The organism is Pseudomonas sp. Z4-7 (assembly GCF_051131965.1).
Taxonomy (GTDB): Bacteria; Pseudomonadota; Gammaproteobacteria; order Pseudomonadales; family Pseudomonadaceae; genus Aquipseudomonas.
In genome coordinates, this window is sequence record NZ_CP071642.1 from 4,467,501 (window position 1) to 4,490,725 (window position 23,225).

General features: G+C 60.4%; 13 protein-coding genes. 8 read left to right on the forward strand and 5 right to left on the reverse strand.

Annotated elements, in window-relative coordinates:
• Window positions 1-491: 491 nt before the first annotated feature.
• Window positions 492-800: a hypothetical protein gene (locus tag J3P91_RS20025; protein WP_434601520.1), complete on the forward strand. Its 309-nt coding sequence runs from the start codon at window positions 492-494 to the stop codon at window positions 798-800.
• Window positions 801-1,180: 380 nt separating this feature from the next.
• Here J3P91_RS20025 and J3P91_RS20030 read toward each other — a convergent pair whose 3' ends face one another.
• From J3P91_RS20030 to J3P91_RS20040, 3 genes are read right to left on the reverse strand one after another with little or no spacing between them, the layout of a single operon-like run.
• Window positions 1,181-1,591, reverse strand: a complete 411-nt coding sequence (locus J3P91_RS20030; protein ID WP_434601521.1) for a hypothetical protein — start codon at window positions 1,589-1,591, stop codon at window positions 1,181-1,183.
• A complete protein-coding gene (locus J3P91_RS20035; RefSeq protein ID WP_434601522.1) occupies window positions 1,588-14,064 on the reverse strand; it encodes a filamentous hemagglutinin N-terminal domain-containing protein in 12,477 nt (4,158 codons plus the stop codon). Before J3P91_RS20035 ends, J3P91_RS20030 begins: the two co-directional genes overlap by 4 nt.
• A gap of 22 nt (window positions 14,065-14,086) precedes the next feature.
• Complete coding sequence (locus tag J3P91_RS20040) at window positions 14,087-15,793, reverse strand: ShlB/FhaC/HecB family hemolysin secretion/activation protein (protein WP_434601523.1); 1,707 nt, start codon at window positions 15,791-15,793, stop codon at window positions 14,087-14,089.
• A gap of 233 nt (window positions 15,794-16,026) precedes the next feature.
• On the opposite strand from J3P91_RS20040, the gene J3P91_RS20045 reads away from it, so the two are divergent.
• Entirely contained in the window at window positions 16,027-16,302 is a 276-nt protein-coding gene (locus J3P91_RS20045) for a hypothetical protein (RefSeq protein WP_305499507.1), read from the forward strand.
• Between the two features lie 51 nt (window positions 16,303-16,353).
• Here the strand turns inward: J3P91_RS20045 and J3P91_RS20050 are convergent, their stop codons facing one another.
• Window positions 16,354-17,541 (reverse strand): patatin-like phospholipase family protein, encoded by a 1,188-nt coding sequence (locus J3P91_RS20050; RefSeq protein WP_434572504.1) that lies wholly within the window; start codon window positions 17,539-17,541, stop codon window positions 16,354-16,356.
• A gap of 35 nt (window positions 17,542-17,576) precedes the next feature.
• Entirely contained in the window at window positions 17,577-18,509 is a 933-nt protein-coding gene (locus J3P91_RS20055; RefSeq protein WP_434601524.1) for a lipid A biosynthesis lauroyl acyltransferase, read from the reverse strand.
• 118 nt (window positions 18,510-18,627) lie between these two features.
• On the opposite strand from J3P91_RS20055, the gene minC reads away from it, so the two are divergent.
• The 6 genes from minC (at window position 18,628) to J3P91_RS20085 (ending at window position 23,222) form a co-directional block, all read left to right on the forward strand.
• Entirely contained in the window at window positions 18,628-19,362 is a 735-nt protein-coding gene (minC, locus tag J3P91_RS20060) for a septum site-determining protein MinC (RefSeq protein WP_030142350.1), read from the forward strand.
• A 201-nt stretch (window positions 19,363-19,563) separates the two neighbouring features.
• Window positions 19,564-20,376 carry a septum site-determining protein MinD gene (gene minD / locus J3P91_RS20065; RefSeq protein WP_042728954.1) on the forward strand — a complete coding sequence of 271 codons (813 nt, stop codon included), beginning with the start codon at window positions 19,564-19,566 and terminating at the stop codon, window positions 20,374-20,376.
• Window positions 20,376-20,630 carry a cell division topological specificity factor MinE gene (gene minE, locus J3P91_RS20070; RefSeq protein WP_039594520.1) on the forward strand — a complete coding sequence of 85 codons (255 nt, stop codon included), beginning with the start codon at window positions 20,376-20,378 and terminating at the stop codon, window positions 20,628-20,630. The genes minD and minE overlap by 1 nt, the downstream gene beginning before the upstream one ends.
• Window positions 20,631-20,730: 100 nt before the next feature.
• Window positions 20,731-21,366, forward strand: a complete 636-nt coding sequence (locus J3P91_RS20075) for an RluA family pseudouridine synthase (protein ID WP_018612476.1) — start codon at window positions 20,731-20,733, stop codon at window positions 21,364-21,366.
• A gap of 177 nt (window positions 21,367-21,543) precedes the next feature.
• A complete protein-coding gene (locus tag J3P91_RS20080; RefSeq protein ID WP_434601525.1) occupies window positions 21,544-22,833 on the forward strand; it encodes a M18 family aminopeptidase in 1,290 nt (429 codons plus the stop codon).
• 206 nt (window positions 22,834-23,039) lie between these two features.
• Window positions 23,040-23,222, forward strand: coding sequence for a hypothetical protein (locus J3P91_RS20085; RefSeq protein ID WP_305499501.1), 183 nt, complete (start codon window positions 23,040-23,042; stop codon window positions 23,220-23,222).
• Window positions 23,223-23,225 lie beyond the last annotated feature (3 nt).

A 23,225-nucleotide genomic window follows, 5' to 3' on the forward strand; every position in this document is an offset into this window, starting at 1 on the left:
ATTTGGCAAAAAATACATTCCATTTGGAGCTTTCTCACTCTTCCTTCTGCGTAGCTATCAGCGTAGCAATAGAACAGAAAAATAATTCCCCTTTTTCCGCAACACAGATTGATTCCGTTGTGCGCTACCATGCTCACCCTCGCAGGGCCTTCTGACGGCTATAGCGATTGGGCAGCGCGACGGTAAACTGGTAGCTCTGAAGCTTGCCCCCCCTGAGATGCCCCAACAGTAATTATTTTTTAAAAATCGAAATTGTGTTTGGATTAACCAAGACTGCCCCCAACTAAGCTTCGATTTGATCTGAAACCCGACTTAATGCAAACGATTTTATCGAGTAATAACGTTCTACAGGAGCACCAATCATGTACAAAAGGGTTACGGGAGTCGTTTTTTTCCTAATGAGCGGCTGCTCACTGCACCCGTATACCAAAGAGGACCTTTTGAACGCCGGTATAACCAGCCCCGAGTATTGCTTGACGCAAGAGCGGACGATGGTTGAAGAACGAGTGCAGAACTATCTGAACCACTGCTTCCATCCGCAAATAACCGAGCTTACTACCGGTGGCACACTCGTCAACACCATTCAATTGAAAGTTGACAGGAATACCGAAAGGAGCGATATGACGCTATGGGCACCGACGATTTATGGCAATCAGTTTTATATGAATGTGATCGTCTCGAAAAAAAAACCCGCCTGCGCAACCACCATGACAGCCGTGGCTTCGAGCTGGGTCTTTGAGCGAAATTTCCAGAAGATCTTGGAGCGTGCAAATGGTGGAAATCCTTGGTGTCCAATATGATTTCTAGCCTCCCCCACACATCTACTTGCGAAGATCGGTTGCTGACAAATGGCATTTGTGATGCCTAGCGCACTGCTATGCAGTGGCGTTTCTCTTATATGTCACCGCTGTAGTTCAGGCATAAAAATTTTAATTTTTTTCTTTAAAAATCACATGAAAAATCATGTTCAAAACTCACAAAAAGAAAAATTATTTTCATTGCGACGATCTAATAAAGATAAGAACACCCGCTCGACATAAGTTAAAAATTAACTCACCTCTTCTCTGGTCGCAGACCAAGGCAACCTTTTTTATTTTATTACAGAGCTTTCTGTTAGTTAGCCGTTAAGTCCCACTCAGCCCCGTCCCTTACCCTAAGGATTAACGATTTTTTTGACGGATCACCTTATACCACTGAAAGGGTCGCTAATTGAACATCCAAATTCGGATAACGCAGAGCGTATTTCCAAAGCCACCTCCGGGGACAAGCTGTCATCGCTTTGGGAGCAGACATAAGTAAATAATCCTTCAAGCCCTAATTGCGCAGCCACACAAATAGTTTTTTCTGCTGTCTCCAGATCATGCCCATCCCAGCAAGATAATAATGAAACCTCCACTCTCCGCCGCAGGTCCTCAGGAAGTATTGTATAGGTATGCCATTGACGTTCGCTTAGCTCAGAGACCGCGTTTAGGAAGACAGCAGCGGTACATCCTAAACGTTCGAAGCAGTTCACCACCTCAAGAAACTCACTATATAACTCTGCCTTATGCATACTATCAGGCAGGGCATAATAATACGCTATGTCTTTCATTTAAAATCCACCGGAATATGCGTTAAATTTGATGGCTTCCTGTAAAGCACCCCATCCTGACCTAACAGTTTGTTACCAATTTTTATTTGCGCTGTCCATCCCGCCCCTGAATTAGACTCGGGAAATTTCGCTGCGGCACTAGCGTCGGGCGCATGCCACTTAACCTCAACTCTTTGTCCATTCCATACGTACTGGTATTTTCGACCTTCAGTGATCGAAGCAGATGCCTTAAAAGTATCCGGAATTCCTGGAGGCATCAACTTCTCTAAATCCGTTGCATTAATTCGCCCGTTCTTTATAAATTTCGTCGCGGAACCTTGAGGGTCAAAAAAAGCAGGATTGGTAGCAGGTCCTGGTTGGTTTAGGTACCCAAAATTGTTATCGGCTTGGGACGCAGCGTTGTCCAGCGTAGAATTTGCTTTCGTCGATGCGCCTCTTGAGCCTGCGCCACCATTCATATTTCCAGAGGTGCCAATCTTTGGAATCCCAAGGCTCGCGGCATTCATCGCTCCGACCACGATATTGCCAATGCCGTTCCATGTATCACCATCGTCGACTTGGCCCACACCGTGGCCAGCCTGAAGTACACCATTCGCCGCAGCTGAGATCCGAATCATCGTGCCGAGGTTACCCGTCAGAAAATACAGAGCAGGCGCACCCACGTCGCCCATAGCTTGCATTTCCCCATTGATGCGCAGGTAGCCTTGAGCATCGCGATACAACATCTCACTGGCGCTTTGATCTCTGGACCAGAAGATATTGCCGATAGATACACCGTCTTGGGCTCGCAAGGCATCCGCGTAGGCAATTCGCTCTTGCGTAGTACCGCCCGCAAACGGGTAATCCCTATAAGGACTCGGCCCGTTCATAAGCAAATTGTCGATGCTGGTTCGAGCAGCCGCTTCCCCATACTTGAGGCTTTGCTCATAGCCATACACCTGAAGGTAGGCGGCTAACTCAGTCTTTTCTGAGGTAGACAGGGAGCCAGGATCGGTGTGAAAGCGCTCCAATAGTCCATCGCTGCGTTGATCTGCCCCTTGCAGCACAATCATCTTTTTGGCGGCGTCTAGGCTTTTGGTTTCGTCATATTCTTTGAGGGCTCTGTCTCGCTCTGCTTGGGAGTGATTGCCTAAAAAGTTGTAACGCGTGCCATTTTCAGCCACTTGCGCAGCAACGGCCAAATCCCCGTTCGAAGCTGCTGCTCCCAGTACGCCGACAATTTTTGAAAGTGCGACCAAGTACTCTTGGGCTCGAATATATTCAGCCGTACCGGGTTCCAGATGCGAGGGCAGTAGCGTATCCCCGAGCAAGCCGACCACAACTTCGTTTGCTCCACCCGCTATCGCCCCCGTGCGGAAATCTCCTCCCATAACCTCTGCCATCAACCCGCCCAAGGCCGAATGAAGGAGAATTTTCTCAAGCCCCCCTTCCGTTAGTGGCAAATCACCTATTTTTCCAGCGCCATAAGCCCCAGCAATGCTCGCGGCCGTTCCGGCCAACGAAGTTGCGAGGTTGTCCTTGAAACTACCCCCGTAGACAGCTGTCTTGATCACTGCGTCAGCCGCCGCTTTCATCGCAACCGTCTTCAAACTCTCAACATTCAGGCCGACTGTGCCGGGATTGTAATTCAGCCCCTGCGTAATACCCGCTGTAGCTACCGAGACGGCGTACCCTTTCAGGCTATCTTTAGAGGTAACGTCCTTGAGCACGGCGCCGAGATTGCCTCGGTTGTCGATAGTACTTACCGTTGCTTTAGTTGCGACACTGAGTGCTCCAGCCTGAACCATCATATTCATGCCAGCCATCATCGGTCCCAACACGGCGGCCAAAGCAATGGCAATGATTAGTTGGGAAGCAGGCCCCAGCCCGGAGTTGCTGTACTTGAAGGACTCGTGGATTTCCTTCACTTGTCGCCAATCCACGTCACCTCGCGCTTCAGCCTCTTTCAGCCAGGCCAATTTCGGATCGGCCTGGACCATCGCATCAATGGCTTGGCTAACCGTTTGCTGATCGACGTGCTTGATATCAATCTTCAGCCCTTCAACCGCCTTGATGGTGATACTTCCTGCCGCCACCATCTGCGTCTGACGCAACGTCTCGTCGGTATTGCCTTTCCCCTTCGACGATGTCCAGAAAGCATCACCATCACTTTTCAGATGGCTCTCGTCATGCAAATCCTTCAAAGCTTCGAAAGTAATCGAACCACCACTGTCGAGCGAAATATCCCCACCACTCTCCAGTTTCGCCACCTGATACCGCTGATCCCCTCCACTGACCAACGTCAAATCCCCCCCAGCGCTGATCTCGCTCCCGATGTTCTTCACATCAGTTACTTCATCGCGCTGAGTCTTCTTGCTCCCCCAACCGCCCTTCTTCTCCATGTCATACAGCGTGTAGTCGGAGTTCTGTGCGGCCAGCAGTTGCAGTTTGTTCTGCGCCACCAGATACGCTTCGTTCGCGGCACTGATGCGGCTGGCGATCAGGGTCATGTCGTTGCCGGCGCCCAGCACGACGTCGCCGCCGGCTTTCACGGTGGTGGCGACCTGGCTGACGTGGTCTTCCTTGCGCGTGACGCTTGAGCCTTTGTTGTACGAATGCACTTCATCCGCCGCCGACGCCAGGGTCATGTCGCCGCCGGCGCTCATGCCTACGTCGCGCTTGGCTTCGAGTTCGCTGGCGATGGCTGTCAAGTTGCGACCGGCCGTGACGTCCAAGTCCCGGCCTGCCGTCACTTCGGAAGCGAGCTGTTTGATCGCCGAGTCATCGTGATCGCCATGGTCGGTGATGCGGTCGGCTTTCTGCGCCGAGACGATGTTGACGTCGCGGCCGGCTTCGAGGGTCAGGTCGTTGCCGCTGCGCACGACGCTGCCGATGGTGTTGAAGTCGCGTCCGGCGTCGATGCTCAGGTTGTTGCCGGCCTCGATCCGGGCGGCGCTGTCGGCAAAACCCATCGACCATGACCAGGCGCCGTTTTTGTCGTCGTAGTTGGTCACTGTGCGTTCGTTGACCACGTCGCCCCGCGCAGTGGTGAGCGCCACGTCGCGCCCGGCGATGATGCCGCCGGCCTTGTTGGTCAGGTCGTTGCCGGCCAGCAGGTCGAGGCGGTTGCCGGCCTCCATCAGGCCGCTGTTGGTCAGGTCGTTGGCGGCGGTGGCCGAGAGGTTGTTGCTGGCGCGCAGGGTGCCGGCGTTGCTCAGGTCCTTGCCGGCGATCAGGGTGACGTCCTGGCCCTGGATCAGCGCGCCGTTGGCGGCCAGGCGGTTGTTGGCGTTGGCCAGGTACAGGACCGGCGTGAGGACTTGCTCGCCGTTGACCTCGACGTTTTCCATCCAGACGATGTCGTGGGTCAGGGCGGCGACTTGTTCGGAGGTGAGGCTGACGCCCACGGACAGGTCGAGCGCCTGCTTGCTGGCGAGGGCGTTGTTCATCAGGTACTTGAACATGCCCTCGTTCGAGGTTTGGCCCTCAAGGAAGCGTTGGCCGGTGCGGGCGATGACGGCTTGCTGCACCAGGCGCTGTTCATAAAGGCCATCGCCCAGGCGCTTGGCGCTCTGGTCGGGGTCGTAGCCGAGGCTCTGCAGCAGGTAGTCCGAGCTCATGAATTGCTTGAGTTCGGTGAGCGCCGGGTTGGTTTCGATCAGGTATTTGTGCGGGTTGGAGGTAACCGTCGCATTGGGCAGGGCTGCCACGCGCGCCACCGTCTGGCTGGCAACAGGCTTGGGAATTGCCACCGAAACATCAGTCGCACCAGCGCCTCCGATGGCGGTGCCTTCGTGGGTATGTCCAGGCAACTGAGGCATGCCAGTAGCCGGGTCCGTCGGGATTGCGGTCTGGATGGTTGAGGCGCCGACGGTAATGTCAGCACCTTCGCGAGCCAGTAATTGCAACTGCCGATCGGCCGCCGAAACCTGCCCGACGTCAGCAATCTGAAGGTTGCGCCCGGTGAGGGCCGGTATACCGGTGGTCCGGTCCGAGGCGCTCACGCTGGCGCCGCCTATCGTCCAGGTGGATGGCACCACCGGCGCCTGAGAGGCCGGCGCACTGCTGCTGCCCTGCCCGCTCAAGCGGAACAGGCCATTCTGGCCTTGGGGCATGACAAAGCCCGGCAAAGCCAGCGGGTCGACCCGTTGCTGGGCCAGGTCAGGTGGAAGCTGGCTGTTGAGATGAACAATGAACGGTGTGGTTGCCCGCAGCGTGCCGGTGTCGTCGACCTTGCTGTCGCTGGTGAGAATTGGCGCGTTGACGGTTTGTACGCTGTTGTTCAATGACGTTGAGGCAATGATGGTGGTGCTGCCGCCGGACTGGATCACCGCGTTGACGCTTTTGCCGGTGCTGGCCGTCTGCGTTGCGGAGAAGACGCCGTACCGGGTGACTTCCACGGGCACGGGCATGTTTTTCGACGGGTCGTAATCCGGATTCAGCTCGGTGCTCAATCCGCTTTCCTGCTGGTAGAAGTAGCCGCCGTCGGCCCGTCGGTACAGCGGCACGTACTTAGCGCTGTACTTGTTGTATTCGTTGACCGCACCGCCCGGACCGATCAGCCCCAGGTAGATGCTGCCCGGCTCCCTGTCGGCCGGGTTCCGGTAGTTGCTGCGGTAGGTGATGGTCTCGAGGTTGACCCCTTCGTTCTTGAACGTATCGACCGTGATGTTGATGTTCTTCGCTGCCGACACCGAGCTGTACTGGTTGAGGAAGTTCGAGCCGGTGACGGTCAGGTTGCCGCCGGATGTGATGAAGGCGGTCGGCGAATCCTTGTCGAGCGTGGTTTCGTAGACTTCATTGACGTAATACCAGACGTTCCACTCGTCCGAGCAATGGCTGCAACTGTGAGTGATGTAGCCATTCACCCGTTGCTGCGTGTACGTCAGCTCATCTTTGCGGTTGGTGATGGAAGTGGCGAGCAAGCGCATGTCGCCCGCGCTTTCCAGGGTGCCGGAAATGTTTTCGATCACATCTGCCCGGGCGCCTGCCGCGTTTCGGGAGATGGTCAGGTCACCGAAGCTGTAGATGTCCGCGTAGTTGTTTTTCAGCGTATCGCTGCGCAGTTGCATGCCCGCGCCGCTGAAGATCAGGCCCCTGTCGTTGAGCAATTGCGTGGCGTTGACGGTGAGGTCCTGGGCGCTGCCCAAAGTGCCGTAGTTGTTCAAGGACGACGTATTGAGCAGCAAGTCGTCATTGGCGGTCATGCGTCCACGGTTGATGATCGAGCCCGCCGTGATGTCGGTCGATCCGCCCCCGGTAATACGGCCGGCGTCAGGCAAGGACACACTGGCCGCTTTCAGCGAAAGACGCCCCAGGCTGCTGACTCGGCCAACCCCCGAATAGGTCCCGCCCAGGCTCAACTGCATGTCGCCATCACTGGCGATCAAGCCGTTGTTCACCCAGTTCCCACCGGTACCCTCCAGCCGCGTCGAAGCCAGCAACTGGCCGGTTTCCGTCTGGGTGAAGTTGTTGACGTTCACGTTCAAGCGCCCGGCCTGGATGGCCGTGGTGTTGGTCCAGGTATCGGCGTTGAGCGTCAGGCCGCCACGAGTGACGAGGGTACCGCCGGCGCCGGTGACGTTGGGCAGGGAGATGTCGAACGTGCCGTCGCCCAGGTGCAGCAGTTGGCCGCCGCTGTTGAGAAAGCTGTTGGCGGCCAGGGTCAGGTTGGTGTTGGCCGTTTCGAGGCTACCGTTGCGGTTATCGAAAAGGCTGCCAATCTGGAAATCCGTCGTTCCGCTGGTCCCCAAGGCGCGCAGTTTGCCGCCCTGGTTGTCCACGCTCACCGCGCGCACCGCCAGGGTGCTGTCGCTTTCGAGGATGCCAGCCGTGTTGGTCAACACCCCGCTCAGGCCCAGCTCGATGCGGTTGCCGGCGATCTGACCGGCGCTGTTATCCAGACTGGTGCCGCTGACATTGACCAGCCCGGTGGCGTAGAGGCCACCGTTGCGGTTGTTCAGGTCGGCGGTGTTGATGATGACATCGCCGGCCTGGGCCGCGATTCGTCCGCCGTTGTTGTTCAGGCCGGCCAAGGCGCGGATGTTCAGGCGCTGGCCCTGGATCACGCCGCCCTTGTTGTTCACGTCCAGACCGTTGCGCAATACGCCCACGGTGCGCGCTTCAATCGCGCCTTTAAGTGCGGCAAGGGTGCCGCCGCGGTTGTCGATGCTGGCGGCGCCAACGCTGACGTCGCCGGTCTGGGCGATGAGTTTGCCGCCCTGGTTGTCGAGGTTGCCGCTCAGTTCGAGGTCCAGGCCGGTCTGGCCCTGCATCTCGCCCTTGCCGTTGGCAAGGCTTGCGGCAGTGAGTTCGACATCAGCCGTCTGGCTGTAGATCAGGCCGTTGGTATGGTTCTGCACGGTGCCGGTGGCGGTGATCGCCAAGGCATTTTTTGCCGCGAGGGTGCCGGTGTTGCTGTTGTCCAGGGTGCCGGTGAGCAGGGTCAGTTGATCCTGGCTGGCGATCTGGCCGCCCTGGTTGTTGATCGCGGTCGCGCCTTTTACGGTCAGCGGACCGGCGCTGGCAAGCTTGGCGCCGCTGTTGTCGAGCACGCCATTGAGGTTCAGGTTGACGGCTGCGTTGCCGATCAGGCTGCCCTGGCGGTTATTCAACCCGGCGGTGTCGACTGTGAGTGCTTGCTGAGCATTGACCGCGCCACTGACGTTTGCCACGGAAGTGGCCTTGAGGGTCAGGCCCGCGCCGCTGTCGATCAGGCCGCCCTGGCCGTTATCCAACGCGCCGCTGAGGGTGAGGCTCTGCGCACCGCCGCTGCTGAGAATGCCCTTGGTATTGTCCACCGAACCGGCCGTCACGCCCAGGCTGCCCTGGCTGACCAGCGCCCCGCCGTTGCCGTTGAGGAGGTTGCCCAGCAGGTTGAGGTTTACGTTGCCGTTGCGGCTGGACAGTGTGCCGTTGTTGCGGTTGTCCAGGCTCGCGCCGTTGACCAGCAGTCCTTGCCAGCCGGAGATCAAGCCGTTCTGGTTGACCAGCGCCTGGCCGTCGAGGCCCAGGTTCTGGCTGCTGATCAGCTTGCCGCCGCTGTTGTCCAGGGTCCGGCCTTTGAGGTTGAAACTCTGGCTGCTGGAGATTTCGCCGCCCTGGTTGTTCAGGTCGCGCAGGGCATTGAACGTCAGCGGACCTTTGCCGGTGATCAGGCCGTTGCGATTGTTCAGGTCGCCGTTGCCGAGGTTCAGGGTGACGGCTTTTTCGCCGAGCAGGCGGCCGCCGTCTTGCGTCAGCGATGCCAGGGTCAGGTTGATGTCGCCCTTGGCCGACACTTCGCCACCGTTGCTGGAATCCAGGGAGTCGGCGCCGAGTGTGAGGTCGCCTTGGGCATTGATCAGGCCGTTGGCGCTGTTGTTCAGGGCCATGGCGTTGAGGACCAACGCACCGCCGGCCAACACACTGCCGCCCTGGTTGTTCAGATCGCCACTGTTGAGAGTCAGCAGTTGCGCAGCGCTGATCAGGCCTTGGGCCTGGTTGTTCAGTTGTTGATCGACAGTCAGCTCAAGGCCGCCGCGGCTGGTGATCGTGCCGCCATTGTTGTTCAGGTTTTGCGCCTTCGCATCGACGCTGGCCGCGCCGATCATGCCCTTGACGTTGTTCAGCGCCTGGGCGATGCGCAGGGTCAGGCTTTGGCTGCTCAGCAGCTTGCCGCTGTCGTTGGTGAGGTTTTGCGCCGTCAGGGTAAAAGCTTGCGCACTGGAAATTTCACCGCCCTGGTTGTTCACACCGTTGAGGTTTTTCAACAGCATGGCGCCCGGGGCGTTGATCAAGCCGCCCTGGTTGTTGAGCTGGCCGTTGTGCATGTCCAGGCTCAGCGAAGTGTTGCTGAACAGTTGACCGCCCTGTTGGTCCAGGCCAGTAACCGACGCGGTCAACGCGCCTTGGCTGCCGATGCGGCCGCCGTCCTGGTTGGTGACCTGGGCGGCCGTCAGGTTCAGCGTGCCGCCACTGTTGAGCCGGCCCTTCTGGCTGTTGTCGAAGGCACCGGTGGTGACGTTTACCGCACCTTTACCGCTGAGGTTGCCCTGCTGACGATTGTCCAGCGCCGCGCTGGTGAGCAGCAACGCGCCGTCGGTGAGCAGTTCGCCGCCCTGGTTGTCGACGCGACCCAGGCTGTGCACGGTCAGGTCTGCCGCGCTGGACAGGCTGCCGCCGGTGTTCGTCAGGTTGGCGGCGCTGACGTTCAGGGTGCCTTCGCTGCTGAGCTGGCCTTGGGTGTTGAGCAGGTCGCGGCTCAGGTTGATGCGCTGGTTCTGCTGGCTAACCAGGTAGCCGCCGCTGTTGTCGAGCGAGCCACCGTTGAGCTCCAGTTCGGTCTTGGCGCTGAGCAGGCCTTTGGTGCGGTTGAGCAATTTGTCCACGGTCAACTTCAGCGCTTGTCCGGCGAACACCTGGCCGCCGTCGCTGTTGTCGAGGTTCTGGCTGACCAGCGTGACGTCGGCGTTACTCGACAGCTCACCGCCACGGTTGTCCAGCTCATCCACGTCGAGATCCAGCGCTTTTGTCGCGCCGACCAGGCCGGCCTGACGGTTGTCGAGGCTGGAGGCCTTCAGCGTCAGGGCGTCGGTGCTGATCAACGTGCCTTGACGGTTATCCACCGTGTTGACGGTGGCACTGAGCCCGGTCTTGCCGGCGATACTCCCGGCGCGGTTGTCCAGGCGATCAGCGACCAGCAACAGGCCGCCGTCGGCGATCAACGAGCCGCGCTGGTTGTCGAGCAAGGAGTCGACGGTCACATCGAGTCGGTCACGGCTGCTGATCAAGCCATCGCTGTTGTCGAGGCTGTTGCTACGACTGTCCACCGATGCCGCAGAGATGGCGCCGCGAGCGTTGTTCAGCACTTGGGCAATGCTGAGCATCAGCCCTTGGTTGCTCAGCACTTTACCGCCGCTGTTATCGAGGTTTTCTGCCGCCAGCGTGAACGCCTGTTTGCTGGAAATTTCCCCGCCCTGGTTATTCACGTCCTTGAGGTTGCTCAGCAGCAACGCACCCGAGGCGTTGATCAAGCCGCCCTGGTTGTTCAACTGGCCCTGGTTCATGTCCAGGCTGAGGCTGGTGTTGCTGAAGAGTTCGCCGCCCTGTTGATCCAGGCCGGTGATCGACGCGGTCAGGGCTTGGCTGCTGGCAATACGGCCGGCGGCGTTGTTCACCTGCGTGGCGTTGAGCGTGAGGGTATTGCCCGAGGTCAGGAACCCGCCCTGGCTGTTGTCGAGGGTCCCGGTGGTGACCTGGGTCGCGCCCTTGCCCGAGATCAGGCCTTTCTGGCTGTTGTCCAGGCTGGCGCTTTTGACGGTCAGTGCGGCGTCGGTGCTGATGGAGCCGCCCTGGTTGATCAACCCTGCACCGCTGGCAATCGACAACATCGCGGCGCTGCTCAGGCTGCCCGCGGTGTTGTCGAGGCTGCCCGCCTCGACAGTCAACTCGCCTTCGCTGCTGATCAGGCCTTTGCTGTTCAACAGTGCGTTATCGAGGGTGATCACCAGTCCGTTGAGGCTGTTGAGCAGGCCCTCGCTGTTGTCCAGCGAGCTGCCGCTCAAGGTCATGTGGCCTTGGGCATGGATCAGCCCTTTGCTCTGGTTGATCAACTCGGCAACTTTCATTTCCAGGTCAGTGCCGACGATGAGCTTGCCGCCCTCGCTGTTGTCCAGCCGCTGGCCGCCTATCGTTGCGCCAAGACCGGCGGACAATTCGCCGGCCCGGTTATCGATCTGCCCGACCTGCAGATCCAGTGCCTTTGTGGTGCCGACCAAACCGCCGTTGCGGTTATCCAGTGTGTCGGCACTCAGGCTCAGGTTGCCTTGAGCGACCAGCGCACCGCCCTGCTGTTGCAGGGCGCCGAGGTTGGCAGTGAGTTGGCCTTGGCTGGAGATGCGACCGAGGCCGTTCTGTACTTCATTGGCTTTCAAGGTCAGCGGGCCGACGCTTGTCAGCAACCCCGCGCGGTTGTCCAGGCGCGCGCCGTCGAAGGTGACGCTGCTTTTGCCGGAAATGACCCCGGCTTCCCGGTTGTCCAGTTGACCGACCGTCAATTGCAAGGCCTTGTCGGCGCGCAGGCTCCCGCCACGGTTATCCACGGAATCGCTGTGCACGCTCAGCAGATCATTGCCGGCCAGACGACCGCCGCGGTTGTCGAGATGGCCGGTTTGCAGGTCAATCGCACCCTTGGCAACCACTTCGCCCTTGTTCTGATTGTCCAGCACACCGCTGATGCGTGCGGTCAGGCTACCATCGCTGATCAACTGGCCGCCGGCGCTGTTGTTCAGGCTGGCCGCCTTGATCGCCACAGCCTTGCCCGAGCCGAGCACGCCGTTGCGGTTGTCCAGCGCACCGCCCAGATCAATGTCCAAGGCGTTATCGCCGAGCACCTGGCCGTTGCTGTTATTCAAGGCCAACGCGTTGAGCCGGGTCAGGCCCGCGCTGGAAATCTCGCCGTCGAGGTTGGTCAATGTGCCGTCGATGTTTACGGTCAGGTCTGCATCGCTGCTCAGGTTGCCGCCGCTGTTGTCCAGGCTGGTGGCGTTCAGACTGAACGCCTGGTTGCTAGAGATTTCGCCGTCGCGGTTGTTCACGGCCGCGAGGTTTTTCAGCAACAGGCTGCCGGGGGCATTGATCAGCCCGCCCTGGTTGTTCAACTGCCCGTGGTTGAGGTCGAGCGCAACGCTGGTGTTGCTGAACAACTGACCGCCCTGTTGATCCAGGCCGGTGACACTGGCGTCCAGCGCCTTGGCACTGGCGATGCGGCCGGCGGCGTTGTTCACCTGGCCGGCCTTCAACTGCAGCGTGTCGCTGCTGATCACGCTGCCCTGCGCGTTGAGCAGTTGCCCCGCCAGGTTCAGGTTCAGCCCTTGTTGGGTCGAAAGCGAGCCCTGGCGGTTGTCCAGCGACGCGGCGCTCAATTGGGCGTTTTTGCTCGCCGTGAGGCGCCCGCTCTGGTTGTTTATCTGGCCGCTGGCGCTGATGTCGAGCATCTGCCCCGCCGCCACCAGACCCGCGACGTTATCCAGCGAGGCAACGCGCAACGTGACGTTACCCAGGCTGCTGAGCTCACCGGCGTTGTTGATCAACTGCCCGACATTGGCCGTCAGGTTGCCGTTGCTGCTGACGGTGCCTTGGGTGTTGAGGAGTTTGTCGGCAGTAACGCCCAGCGTGCCGCTGCTCAGCACGCGACCCTTGTTCTGGTTGTCCAGCGTCCCGGCCTTTACCGTGGCGGTTTGCCCGGCGCTGAGGGTGCCGCCCTGGTTGTTCAACGTTTGCGTAACGTTGGCGGTGAGGTTACGGCTGGCGACGATGCTCTTGCCGTTGTTGTTCAGGCTTTGTGCCGTGAGGCTCACATCTCCCGAAGCATTGCGCGTGTTATCCGCGTTAACTCCAGCTTCGATAATGCCGTTGTTGGTTAACTGCCCACCGGCATTCAACGTGATGCTATCCCGAGCGGCGAGGGTTTGTTGGTTAGTCAGGTTGCCCTGGGTCTGGGCGCTTAGGGTCGTGCCGGCATAGACCGGCCCCTTCGCGTCAAGACTCGCCGCCTTGACGTTGACCGCCCCGCTGGCAGAAGTATCAACCATGCTCAAATGCCCATTGGCATCGAGCTGGATATCGCCGCCACTGGCAATCAACTTGCCGTCCAGCTTCACCCCGACCCCGGCCTCGGTGCCGACCAATTTGATCGCCCCGGCGTACATCCCACCCAACGCCGAAGAGTCGATCGCCAGCTCCGGCTTGACACTGCCATCATCGGCGCGGGCAGTGGCGCTCAAGGTGTCGGCGTTGACGTCGTTGCGACCGGCAATGATCGTCAGGTTCCTGGCCTGGATCTCGGCATTGATCTTGGCGCTGCGGGTGATGATTTCGAAGTGATCGACATTGCTGGCGTTGAGACCGGTGCCTTCGATGGCGACGCTGCCCTGGTCCACTTGATAACGATCCAGCCGACCGTTTTCAACGATTGGTTTGCCGGTGCTCAAGGTCACTTTCGGGCTGTTGATAAAACCGCAGCCATTGCAGCTGATGCCGTAGGGGTTGGCGACGATGACGTGGGCCGATTGCCCGGCCACTTCGGTGTAGCCGCGCAACTGGCTGGGGCTGCCGCCGTTGACTTCGTTGAGGATCGTCGTGGCGGCCGCGCCCTGGAGGTTCGGGTTGCCGACGATGATCCCGCCCAGTTGCGTGGATTGGGTGCGCGAGGTGGCGTTGTTGAGGATTACGCCGTTGCTGCCGACGTTGTAGTCCTTGAATTGGTTGTGGGACAGACCGTTGGCATTGGGCTTGGCGATGTTGACGATGGGCACGCCATTGCCGGCCCGGTCCAAACCGGTGCCCGGGGCGCTAACCACGATACCTTCAGCCTGGGCCCACATCGGTTGCCAGAACATGACGTTGGCCAAGAGGAACGCCAGGCCGCGCTTGGGCATGCCGAGAAACCGCTCGCGGTTTTTCAGGGCGGCGGAAGGTTGGCGGGCCAGGAAGGCGTGTTGGCGGTCGTCCATGATCGGGTCTCGTTGCAGCAGATTAAATGGATACGTCTACGCGGAAGTAGATCGGCGCTTCGCGCTCGGTCAGGGCATCCGGACGTTCCAGGGAATGGGCGAAGGTGACGCTGGCGCTCAGGTGCTGGCCACGGGCGAACAGCTCCAGCGAGTTGCTCGACATACGCCCGTGCTGATCGTCGTTGTAGCGATCGCCACGGATCACGCCTTGGTCATAACCAAGGCTGGTGCCGTATTCGGCGAACACCGGGCGCAGCCACTCCAGCGTCACCGGGCGGCTCCAGCGCAGGTCGTTGCGCCAGTAGCCGCCGCTGTCGCCGGACAACGATTGGTCCTTGTAGCCACGTATCGACGACTGCCCGCCCAGGCTCATGCGCTGTGGGCTGAACAGCACGTCTTCGCTGCGCTGGCCGGTCATCAGGCTGCTGAAGCTGAACGACTCGCCCCACACCTTGAAGGGTTGCAGGTAGCTGGCGGTGGCCGTGTACTTGCGGTAACGCGCGTCGGCCTGGCCGGGACCCGGGTCGTTATCACCCTGGGCATCGAAGGCACCGATGCCTTGCTGCACGCCCAGGTCCAGGTTGACGAAGGCGTTGCCGATCCGGCGGCCATGGTTGATGCCGAATTGGCCTTCGCTGAGGCGATTGCTGCTGACATCGAGCTTGCTGTCTTCGATGAAGTTGTTGGTGCGCAGGTACGCCAGGCCCGTGTTGAGGGAGGTCTTGCTGACGGCGTCACGATGGATCACCCGTTCGACGCGCAACTGATGGTTCTGGCTGTCGCCGGTCTGCTTGAAGTTGAAGCCGTTGGCCGGGATCTGCGAGCGATATTCGCTCTGGCTGTAGGTGTAGCTGAAGTTCCACCAGCCCCAGGGCAGGTTGTAATAAAGCATGGCGTTGTTGGAGGTGTGCTGGTGGTCGGTCATCGCATCGTGACCGCCGCGCAACATCAACTGGTCGGCCAACCCCAGCGGGCTGTCCCATTCAAAGCTGGTGCCCCACTGTTGCTCGCCGGTGCTGCGCTGTCCGTCGTTGCTGCGGGACAGGCCGGCACGCCAGGGCTTTTGCGGATCGTTGGTCACCTGAACTTCACTGCCACCGACGTTCTGGCCGGGGGTCAGCTCCATTTTTGCCTGGTTCGAGGGCAGGCGATTGAGCTGGTCCACCAGTTGTTCGATTTCCCGCAGGTTGACCAACTCGCCGGTCTTGCCGGGAAACGCCATCGCCAGCTCCCGCGGTGACAACCGGCTGTTCTCGGCGCCCTTCAGGCCTTCCAGACGCCCTTCCACCACCAACACACTCAAATGCCCGGCGGACAGATCCTGTTGCGGCAGGTAGGCGCGGCTGGTGACCAGGCCTTTCTCGATGTAATGGTCGGTGATGACTTTGAGCAGTTCGTTAAGCTGCGGCACACCCAGGCATTGGCCGATGTAGGGCTTGAGCAACTGCTCGCGCTCGCTGGCGGACAGGCTGTCGGCGCCTTTGAGTTCGATGGTCTTGATCGTGAAACAGCGAGTCTCGGCGGGCGTCGTCGGCTGGGCCGGTTGCGCCTCCTTGCCGGGCAAGTCCTTGAGTTCCTCGAGACGCCGGCGTTGCTCTTCGAGCAAGCGGTTCTGGCGCTCGCGGATCAGGTCGGTGTCACCGGGCGTCGGCGCGGCGAGAGCAAGGGTAAGCGGAGAGAGGCACAGCAAAGCCAGGCACAACCTCGCCCAAGGGGCGGGTGAGAACATGTTCGATCCCTCGAAATCAGTGACATCAAAACAGTGGCGCGATATTAATGAGCCACCATTTTGACGTCAACCAACCGTTCGAGCTTTGAGCGGGGTGTCGCGACCATTCATCCGAAACCAGACGATCCTGAAAATCGGGAAACCTCGTTACCGGGAACCGCGCAAATGAACTTTCCCTGGCAGCCCGCCCTCAACCGTCTACCTGCCCAACAAAGGAATACGAGGCCCGAGCCATGAAAAACCTCATCCAACTCACCCTCGCCGCCACCCTCACCTGCGCCCTGCCCGCCTGGGCCACTTGCACGCCCGAGGAAGCGACCATCAAGCGCGAGCAACTGGCGGATAAGGTGACCAAGCTCACCGAACAGGATCCGGCCAAGGCCAAGGAAATGAATGAAGAACTGCAGGCGATGAACCTGGAAACGTCCAGCAAGGACGTACCGGACAAATGCCAACTGATCGATAAGCGCCTGAAGGAGCTTGAAGAGGCGCAGAACAAGGCCGAGTAATCGGCCTGGCGCGGATAGGAAAGGACTGCCCAGGCCGGTCGGGGTCGCCGGTCAATTCGCCGCGAGGCCGAGCGCAACCTCGGGCTGGGCCAACCTCAGGAACCGGATCAAGGCCTCGCGTTGAGCCAGGGCATCCTGTCGCCCCAGCTCGATCAGTTCGCTGCAATAACCTTTCTCGAACAACAGATAACTCAACACACTGGCACCGCTGGTCTTGGTCGCACCCGGCCCACGCAAAAATACCCGCAACGCTCGGGGCAGCTCCTGGCGATGGCGCGCGGCAATTTCGTCGATCGGCTGGCTCGGGGAAATCACCAGCACTTCCACCGGTGCCGCGCCGAGGGCGTGGGCCGGCACATCGTCTGGCAGCATGTGGCTGAATCTGTTCAGGCGCTCAAGCAGCTCGATGTCACTTTCCAGGCTGTCGATGAACGTGCTGTTGAGCATATGGCCGCCGATCTGCGCCAGGGTCGGCTGCAGGCCGGTGTAGCTGCGTTCCAGTGGATCCTGGGCCGACACGCCGCGCGGATTGCCGCTGACGCCGATGACCAGCACGCGGTTGGCCCCCAGGTGCAGGGCCGGGCTGATGGGTGCCGATTGGCGCACCGCGCCGTCGCCGAAATATTGCGGGCCGATCTTCACCGGCGCGAACAGCAAAGGGATCGCCGAGCTGGCGAGCAGGTGTTCCACCGACAGCTGCGTGGGCACACCGATACGCCGATGACGCAGCCAGGCGTCGATGGTGCCGCGGCCCTGATAGAAGGTCACCGCCTGGCCGGATTCGTAGCCAAAGGCAGTAACCGCCACCGCGCGCAACTGGTGCTCGGCAATCGCCTGCTCGATACCCGCGCCATGGAATTGCGCCTGGAGCAGTTCGCGCAGCGGCGAACTGTCGATCAGCGCCACCGGCAGCTTGGCTCCCAGGCCAAGCAGGCTATGGCCAATGAACCGCGTCGCCTGGCCCATGACCCCGCGCCAGTCGCTGCGCATCACCTGGTGGCTGCGCACGGCTTGCCAGAAGGCCGTCAGGCGTTCGATGGCGGTCTTGAAGTCCATCGCTCCGCTCGCCAGGCTGACCGCATTGATCGCACCGGCAGAGGTGCCGACAATCACCGGAAACGGGTTGCGACCGCCCTCCGGCAGCAACTCGGCAATCGCCGCCAATACACCGACCTGATACGCCGCTCGAGCCCCACCGCCGGAAAGAATCAAACCTGTAACCGGTTCAGCTGGGGTCATCGCGATACTCCGTGTTCAGTCATAGGGCTATATGATCAACCGCGTTTATCGTACAGCTTCGGCTCGCCGGGCGGCCGGGTCTTGAAGCGCCGGTGGGCCCAGAGGTATTGCTCGGGACACTGGCTTACCGAGCGCTCGACCCATTGGTTGATGCGCAGGCAATCAGCCTCTTCGGTCTCGCCGGGAAAATCCTCCAGCGGCGCCTGGATCACCAGACGATAGCCGCTGCCATCGGCCAGGCGTTCCTGAACGAACGGCACGACCAGTGCCTTGCCCAGGCGCGCGAATTTGCTGGTCGCGGTGACCGTGGCCGCCTGGATGCCGAACAGCGGCACGAACACACTTTGCTTGGCGCCGTAGTCCTGATCCGGTGCGTACCAGATTGCCCGGCCGGCGCGCAGCAATTTGAGCATGCCGCGCACGTCATCACGTTCTACCGCCAGGGAATCGAGGTTATGCCGTTCGCGGCCCCGGCGCTGGATATAGTCGAACAACGGGTTCTTGTGCTCGCGATACATGCCGTCGATGGTGTGCTGCTGGCCGAGCAGCGCCGCGCCGATTTCCAGCGTGGTGAAATGCAGCGCCATCAGGATCACGCCCTTGCCGTCGCGCTGGGCCTGCTTGAGATGCTCCAGGCCTTCGACATGGGCCAGCTTCGCCAGCCGCGAACGCGACCACCACCAGCTCATGGCCATTTCGAAGAAGGCGATGCCGGTGGAGGCGAAGTTTTCCTTGAGCAGACGCTTGCGCTCAGCGGCGGATTTTTCGGGGAAACACAGTTCCAGGTTACGACTGGCGATGCGCCGTCGGTCGCCGGCCGCCCGGTACATCAATATTCCCAAGGTGCGGCCGATCCGCAACAGCAGCGGATAAGGCAACTGGATGATCAGCCACAACAGCCCCAGGCCGCACCACAGCAGCCAGAAACGCGGATGAAAAAAAGCAGCTCGAAAACGCGGGCGATCCATTACAGCTTCCATTAATACCTGGGCCGCGCATTCTACATCGTTCGACCCGGCTTGCGGCTCGCGGACGATCTCGTTATAAGTCTCGGCACTTTTAGTGACAAGCCGTTGTACGCCGACCATGAGCCAAACCGAACCGCTAGACCAAGATCCCGTGTTCCAGCTGAAGGGCAGCATGCTCGCCATTACGGTGCTGGAGCTGGCCCGTAACGACCTGGAAGGCCTTGACCGGCAACTCGCGGCGAAAGTCGCCCAGGCGCCGAATTTTTTCAGCAATGCCCCGCTGGTACTGGCGCTGGACAAGCTGCCGGCCGGTGAGGGCTCGGTCGACTTGCCGGGGCTGATGCGCGTTTGCCGCCAGCATGGGCTACGCACCCTGGCGATCCGCGCCAGCCGCATCGAAGACATCGCCGCCGCCATCGCCGTGGACATTCCGGTGCTGCCACCCTCCGGCGCCCGTGAACGTGTACTGGAGCTGAGCCCGGCGGAACCGAAAAAACCGGAAAAACCGCCGGAGCCGACCATCAAGCCGACCCGTGTGATCACCTCGCCGGTGCGCGGCGGGCAGCAGATCTACGCCCAGGGCGGCGACCTGGTGGTGGTGTCCTCGGTCAGCCCGGGTGCGGAACTTCTCGCCGATGGCAACATCCATGTATACGGCCCGATGCGCGGCCGTGCGCTGGCCGGTGTCAAGGGTGACACCAAGGCAAGGATCTTCTGTCAGCAGTTGAGCGCTGAACTGGTCTCTATCGCCGGGCAATACAAGGTTTCCGAGGACTTGCGGCGCGACCCGTTATGGGGTGCCGGGGTCCAGGTAAGCCTGTCAGGCGACGTGTTGAACATCATTCGGCTTTAACGGATACTGCCGCATTTTCCAAGCATCTCTAAAACCTAGCGAAAACGGCTTGAATGACGTAGGAAAAAGGATCAGGCACTGTTTACCCAAGGTAGACCCCGCCCGCATCCGGTTCCAGCCAAGCCTGTCCAGTTGCAGCAGTTTTTCCAGAGATGTTTTTCAGGGGCTGACAAAGTCCTTTTTCCTTAGGGGTGAAACACCTTGGCCAAGATTCTCGTGGTTACATCCGGCAAGGGTGGTGTGGGTAAGACCACCACCAGCGCCGCTATCGGTACCGGCCTCGCCTTGCGCGGCCACAAAACAGTCATCGTCGACTTCGACGTCGGCCTGCGTAACCTCGACCTGATCATGGGTTGCGAGCGTCGCGTGGTCTATGACTTCGTCAACGTGGTCAATGGCGAAGCGAACCTGCAGCAGGCCCTGATCAAGGACAAGCGCCTTGAGAACCTCTACGTACTGGCCGCCAGCCAGACCCGCGACAAAGACGCGCTGACCCAGGAAGGCGTGGAAAAAGTCCTGATGCAACTCAAGGAAGACTTCGAATTCGTGGTCTGCGACTCCCCGGCCGGTATCGAGAAAGGTGCCCACCTGGCCATGTACTTCGCTGACGAAGCGATCGTCGTGACCAACCCGGAAGTCTCGTCGGTACGCGACTCCGATCGCATGCTCGGCCTGTTGGCAAGCAAATCCCGTCGCGCCGAGAACGGCGAGGAGCCGATCAAGGAGCACCTGCTGCTGACCCGCTACAACCCGCAACGCGTCAGCGACGGCGAAATGCTCGGCGTCGAAGACGTCAAGGAAATCCTCGCGGTGACCCTGCTGGGCGTGATCCCGGAATCCCAGGCGGTACTCAAGGCTTCGAACTCCGGCGTGCCGGTCATCCTTGACGACCAGAGCGACGCCGGCCAGGCGTACAGCGATGCGGTCGATCGTCTGCTGGGCAAAACCGTCGAGCATCGATTCCTCGACGTCACGAAGAAAGGTTTCTTCGAGCGCCTGTTTGGAGGTAGGTAATGAACCTTTTTGACTTCTTTCGTGCCAACAAAAAGCCAAGTACCGCCTCGGTCGCGAAAGAGCGTCTACAGATCATCGTGGCGCACGAACGCGGCCAACGCAGTACCCCGGACTACCTGCCTGCCTTGCAGAAGGAACTGGTGGAAGTGATCCGCAAGTACGTCAATATCGGCAACGATGACGTGCATGTCGCGCTGGAAAGCCAGGGCAGCTGCTCGATCCTGGAACTCAATATCACCCTGCCGGATCGCTGATCGACCCAGCAGGTGCCACGGCGGCTCGGGCCTTTCTCCCCCCTCACAGGACAAGGAGAAGGGCTCGAGCCGCCGTTGGCGTTTGTTACGAGACTGTTCAATGCCCCTGTCCAACATCCGCATCATCCACCAGGACGCCGCCGTACTGGTGGTCGACAAGCCGACCCTGCTGCTCTCCGTGCCTGGCCGGGCGGACGACAACAAAGATTGCCTGATCACCCGCCTGCAGGAAAACGGTTATCCGGAAGCGCGAATCGTGCACCGGCTGGATTGGGAAACGTCCGGCATCATCCTGCTGGCCCGTGACCCGGACACCCATCGCGAACTGTCCCGGCAATTTCATGATCGAGAAACCGAAAAAGCCTACACGGCATTGTGCTGGGGCCAACCGGAGCTGGACAGCGGCAGCATCGACCTGCCCTTGCGCTACGACCCGCCGACCAAGCCCCGCCATGTGGTCGACCACGAACAGGGCAAGCATGCCTTGACGTTCTGGCGTGTACTGGAGCGTTGCGGTGATTGGTGTCGGGTCGAATTGACGCCGATCACCGGACGCTCGCATCAATTGCGCGTGCACATGCTCTCCATCGGCCATCCGCTGCTGGGCGACGGGCTCTATGCCCACCCGCAAGCCCTGGCCGCCTGGCCACGGCTGTGCCTGCACGCGAGCATGCTCAGCTTCACACACCCGCAAAGCGGCGAGCGCCTGCGCTTCGAGTGCCCTGCACCGTTCTGAAAAACACCTCCGACACAGTGGCGAGGGAGCTTGCTCCCGCTGGGTTGCGTAGCGACCCCTTTTTAGGCCTGCTGCGCAGTCCAGCGGGAGCAAGCCCCCTCGCCACAGTTCCGCCTGGAATGCTCACCTACGCTGCTAATACGGTAAACTCCCGCCCATTGCTGTCTGGAGTTCTTTATGCGTGCACAGTTGAACCAGGGCCTGATCGATTTCCTCAAGGCCTCCCCCACCCCGTTCCATGCCACCGCCAGCCTTGCCCAGCGCCTGGAAGCGGCGGGTTACCAGCGTCTTGATGAGCGCGAAACCTGGGCCACCGAGGCCAATGGTCGTTATTACGTCACGCGCAACGATTCCTCGATCATTGCCTTCAAGCTGGGCCGCAACTCACCGCTGCACGACGGTATCCGCCTGGTCGGCGCGCACACCGACAGCCCATGCCTGCGGGTCAAGCCGCAGCCGGAACTGCAACGTCACGGGTTCTGGCAACTGGGCGTGGAAGTCTACGGCGGCGCACTGCTGGCGCCGTGGTTCGACCGCGACCTGTCCCTGGCCGGGCGGGTGACCTTCCGCCGCGACGGTAAGGTCGAGAGCCAGTTGATCGATTTCAAGGCGCCGATTGCCACGATCCCGAACCTGGCTATCCACCTCAACCGTGAAGCCAACCAGGGCTGGGCGATCAACCCGCAGAACGAACTGCCGCCGATCCTTGCCCAATTCGCCGGTGACGAACGCGTTGATTTCCGTGCCGTGCTCACCGACCAGCTGGCGCGGGAACATGGCTTGAACGCCGACGTGGTGCTCGATTACGAGTTGAGCTTCTATGACACCCAAAGCGCAGCGGTCATCGGTTTGCACGGTGACTTCGTCACCGGTGCGCGCCTGGACAACCTGCTGTCGTGTTATGCCGGCCTGCAGGCCTTGCTGACCGCCGACACCGAAGAAACCTGCGTGCTGGTGTGCAACGACCACGAAGAAGTCGGTTCCACCTCGGCGTGCGGCGCCGACGGTCCGATGCTCGAACAGACCCTGCGCCGCCTGCTGCCCGAAGGTGAAGAGTTCGTACGCACGATTCAGAAATCCCTGCTGGTTTCGGCGGACAACGCCCACGGCGTTCACCCCAACTATGCCGACAAGCACGACGCCAACCACGGCCCCAAGCTCAATGCCGGCCCGGTGATCAAGGTCAACAGCAACCAGCGCTACGCCACCAACAGCGAAACCGCCGGGTTCTTCCGCCATCTGTGCATGGCCGAGGAAGTGCCGGTTCAGAGCTTCGTGGTGCGCAGCGACATGGGTTGCGGCTCGACCATCGGCCCGATCACCGCCAGCCAGCTGGGCGTACGCACCGTCGACATCGGCCTGCCGACTTTCGCCATGCATTCGATCCGCGAGCTCTGCGGCAGCCACGACCTGGCGCACCTGGTGAAAGTGCTGAGCGCGTTCTACGCGTCTCGCGAATTGCCGTAAGCCTTTGTGTGGCGAGGGAGCTTGCTCCCGCTCCAATGCGCAGCATTGGCAAAATCTGCGTTCAGTCGCCGATTTTGGGGCGGCTGCGCCACCCAGCGGGAGCAAGCTCCCTCGCCACAAGAGCATGCGTCACGGTGCGTGCATACCCGCCTTCCTCGCCAAACCCCAACTAGACTGACCTTATCCCTCCCGACAAGGCTGTCGCCATGATTTCCATGACCTCGTTCAACGCCATGCTGGTGCCCATCATCGCCGGCATGATCCTGCTCGCCATCGGCTTCAATTTCCGCGACAAGAACGTCGGGGTGTTTGCCATGTGGATCGGCATGTTGCTGATTCTCGTCACGGTACTGTTCAGGATCCTGGCCAAGCTCAACGACGTCTCCTGAGCG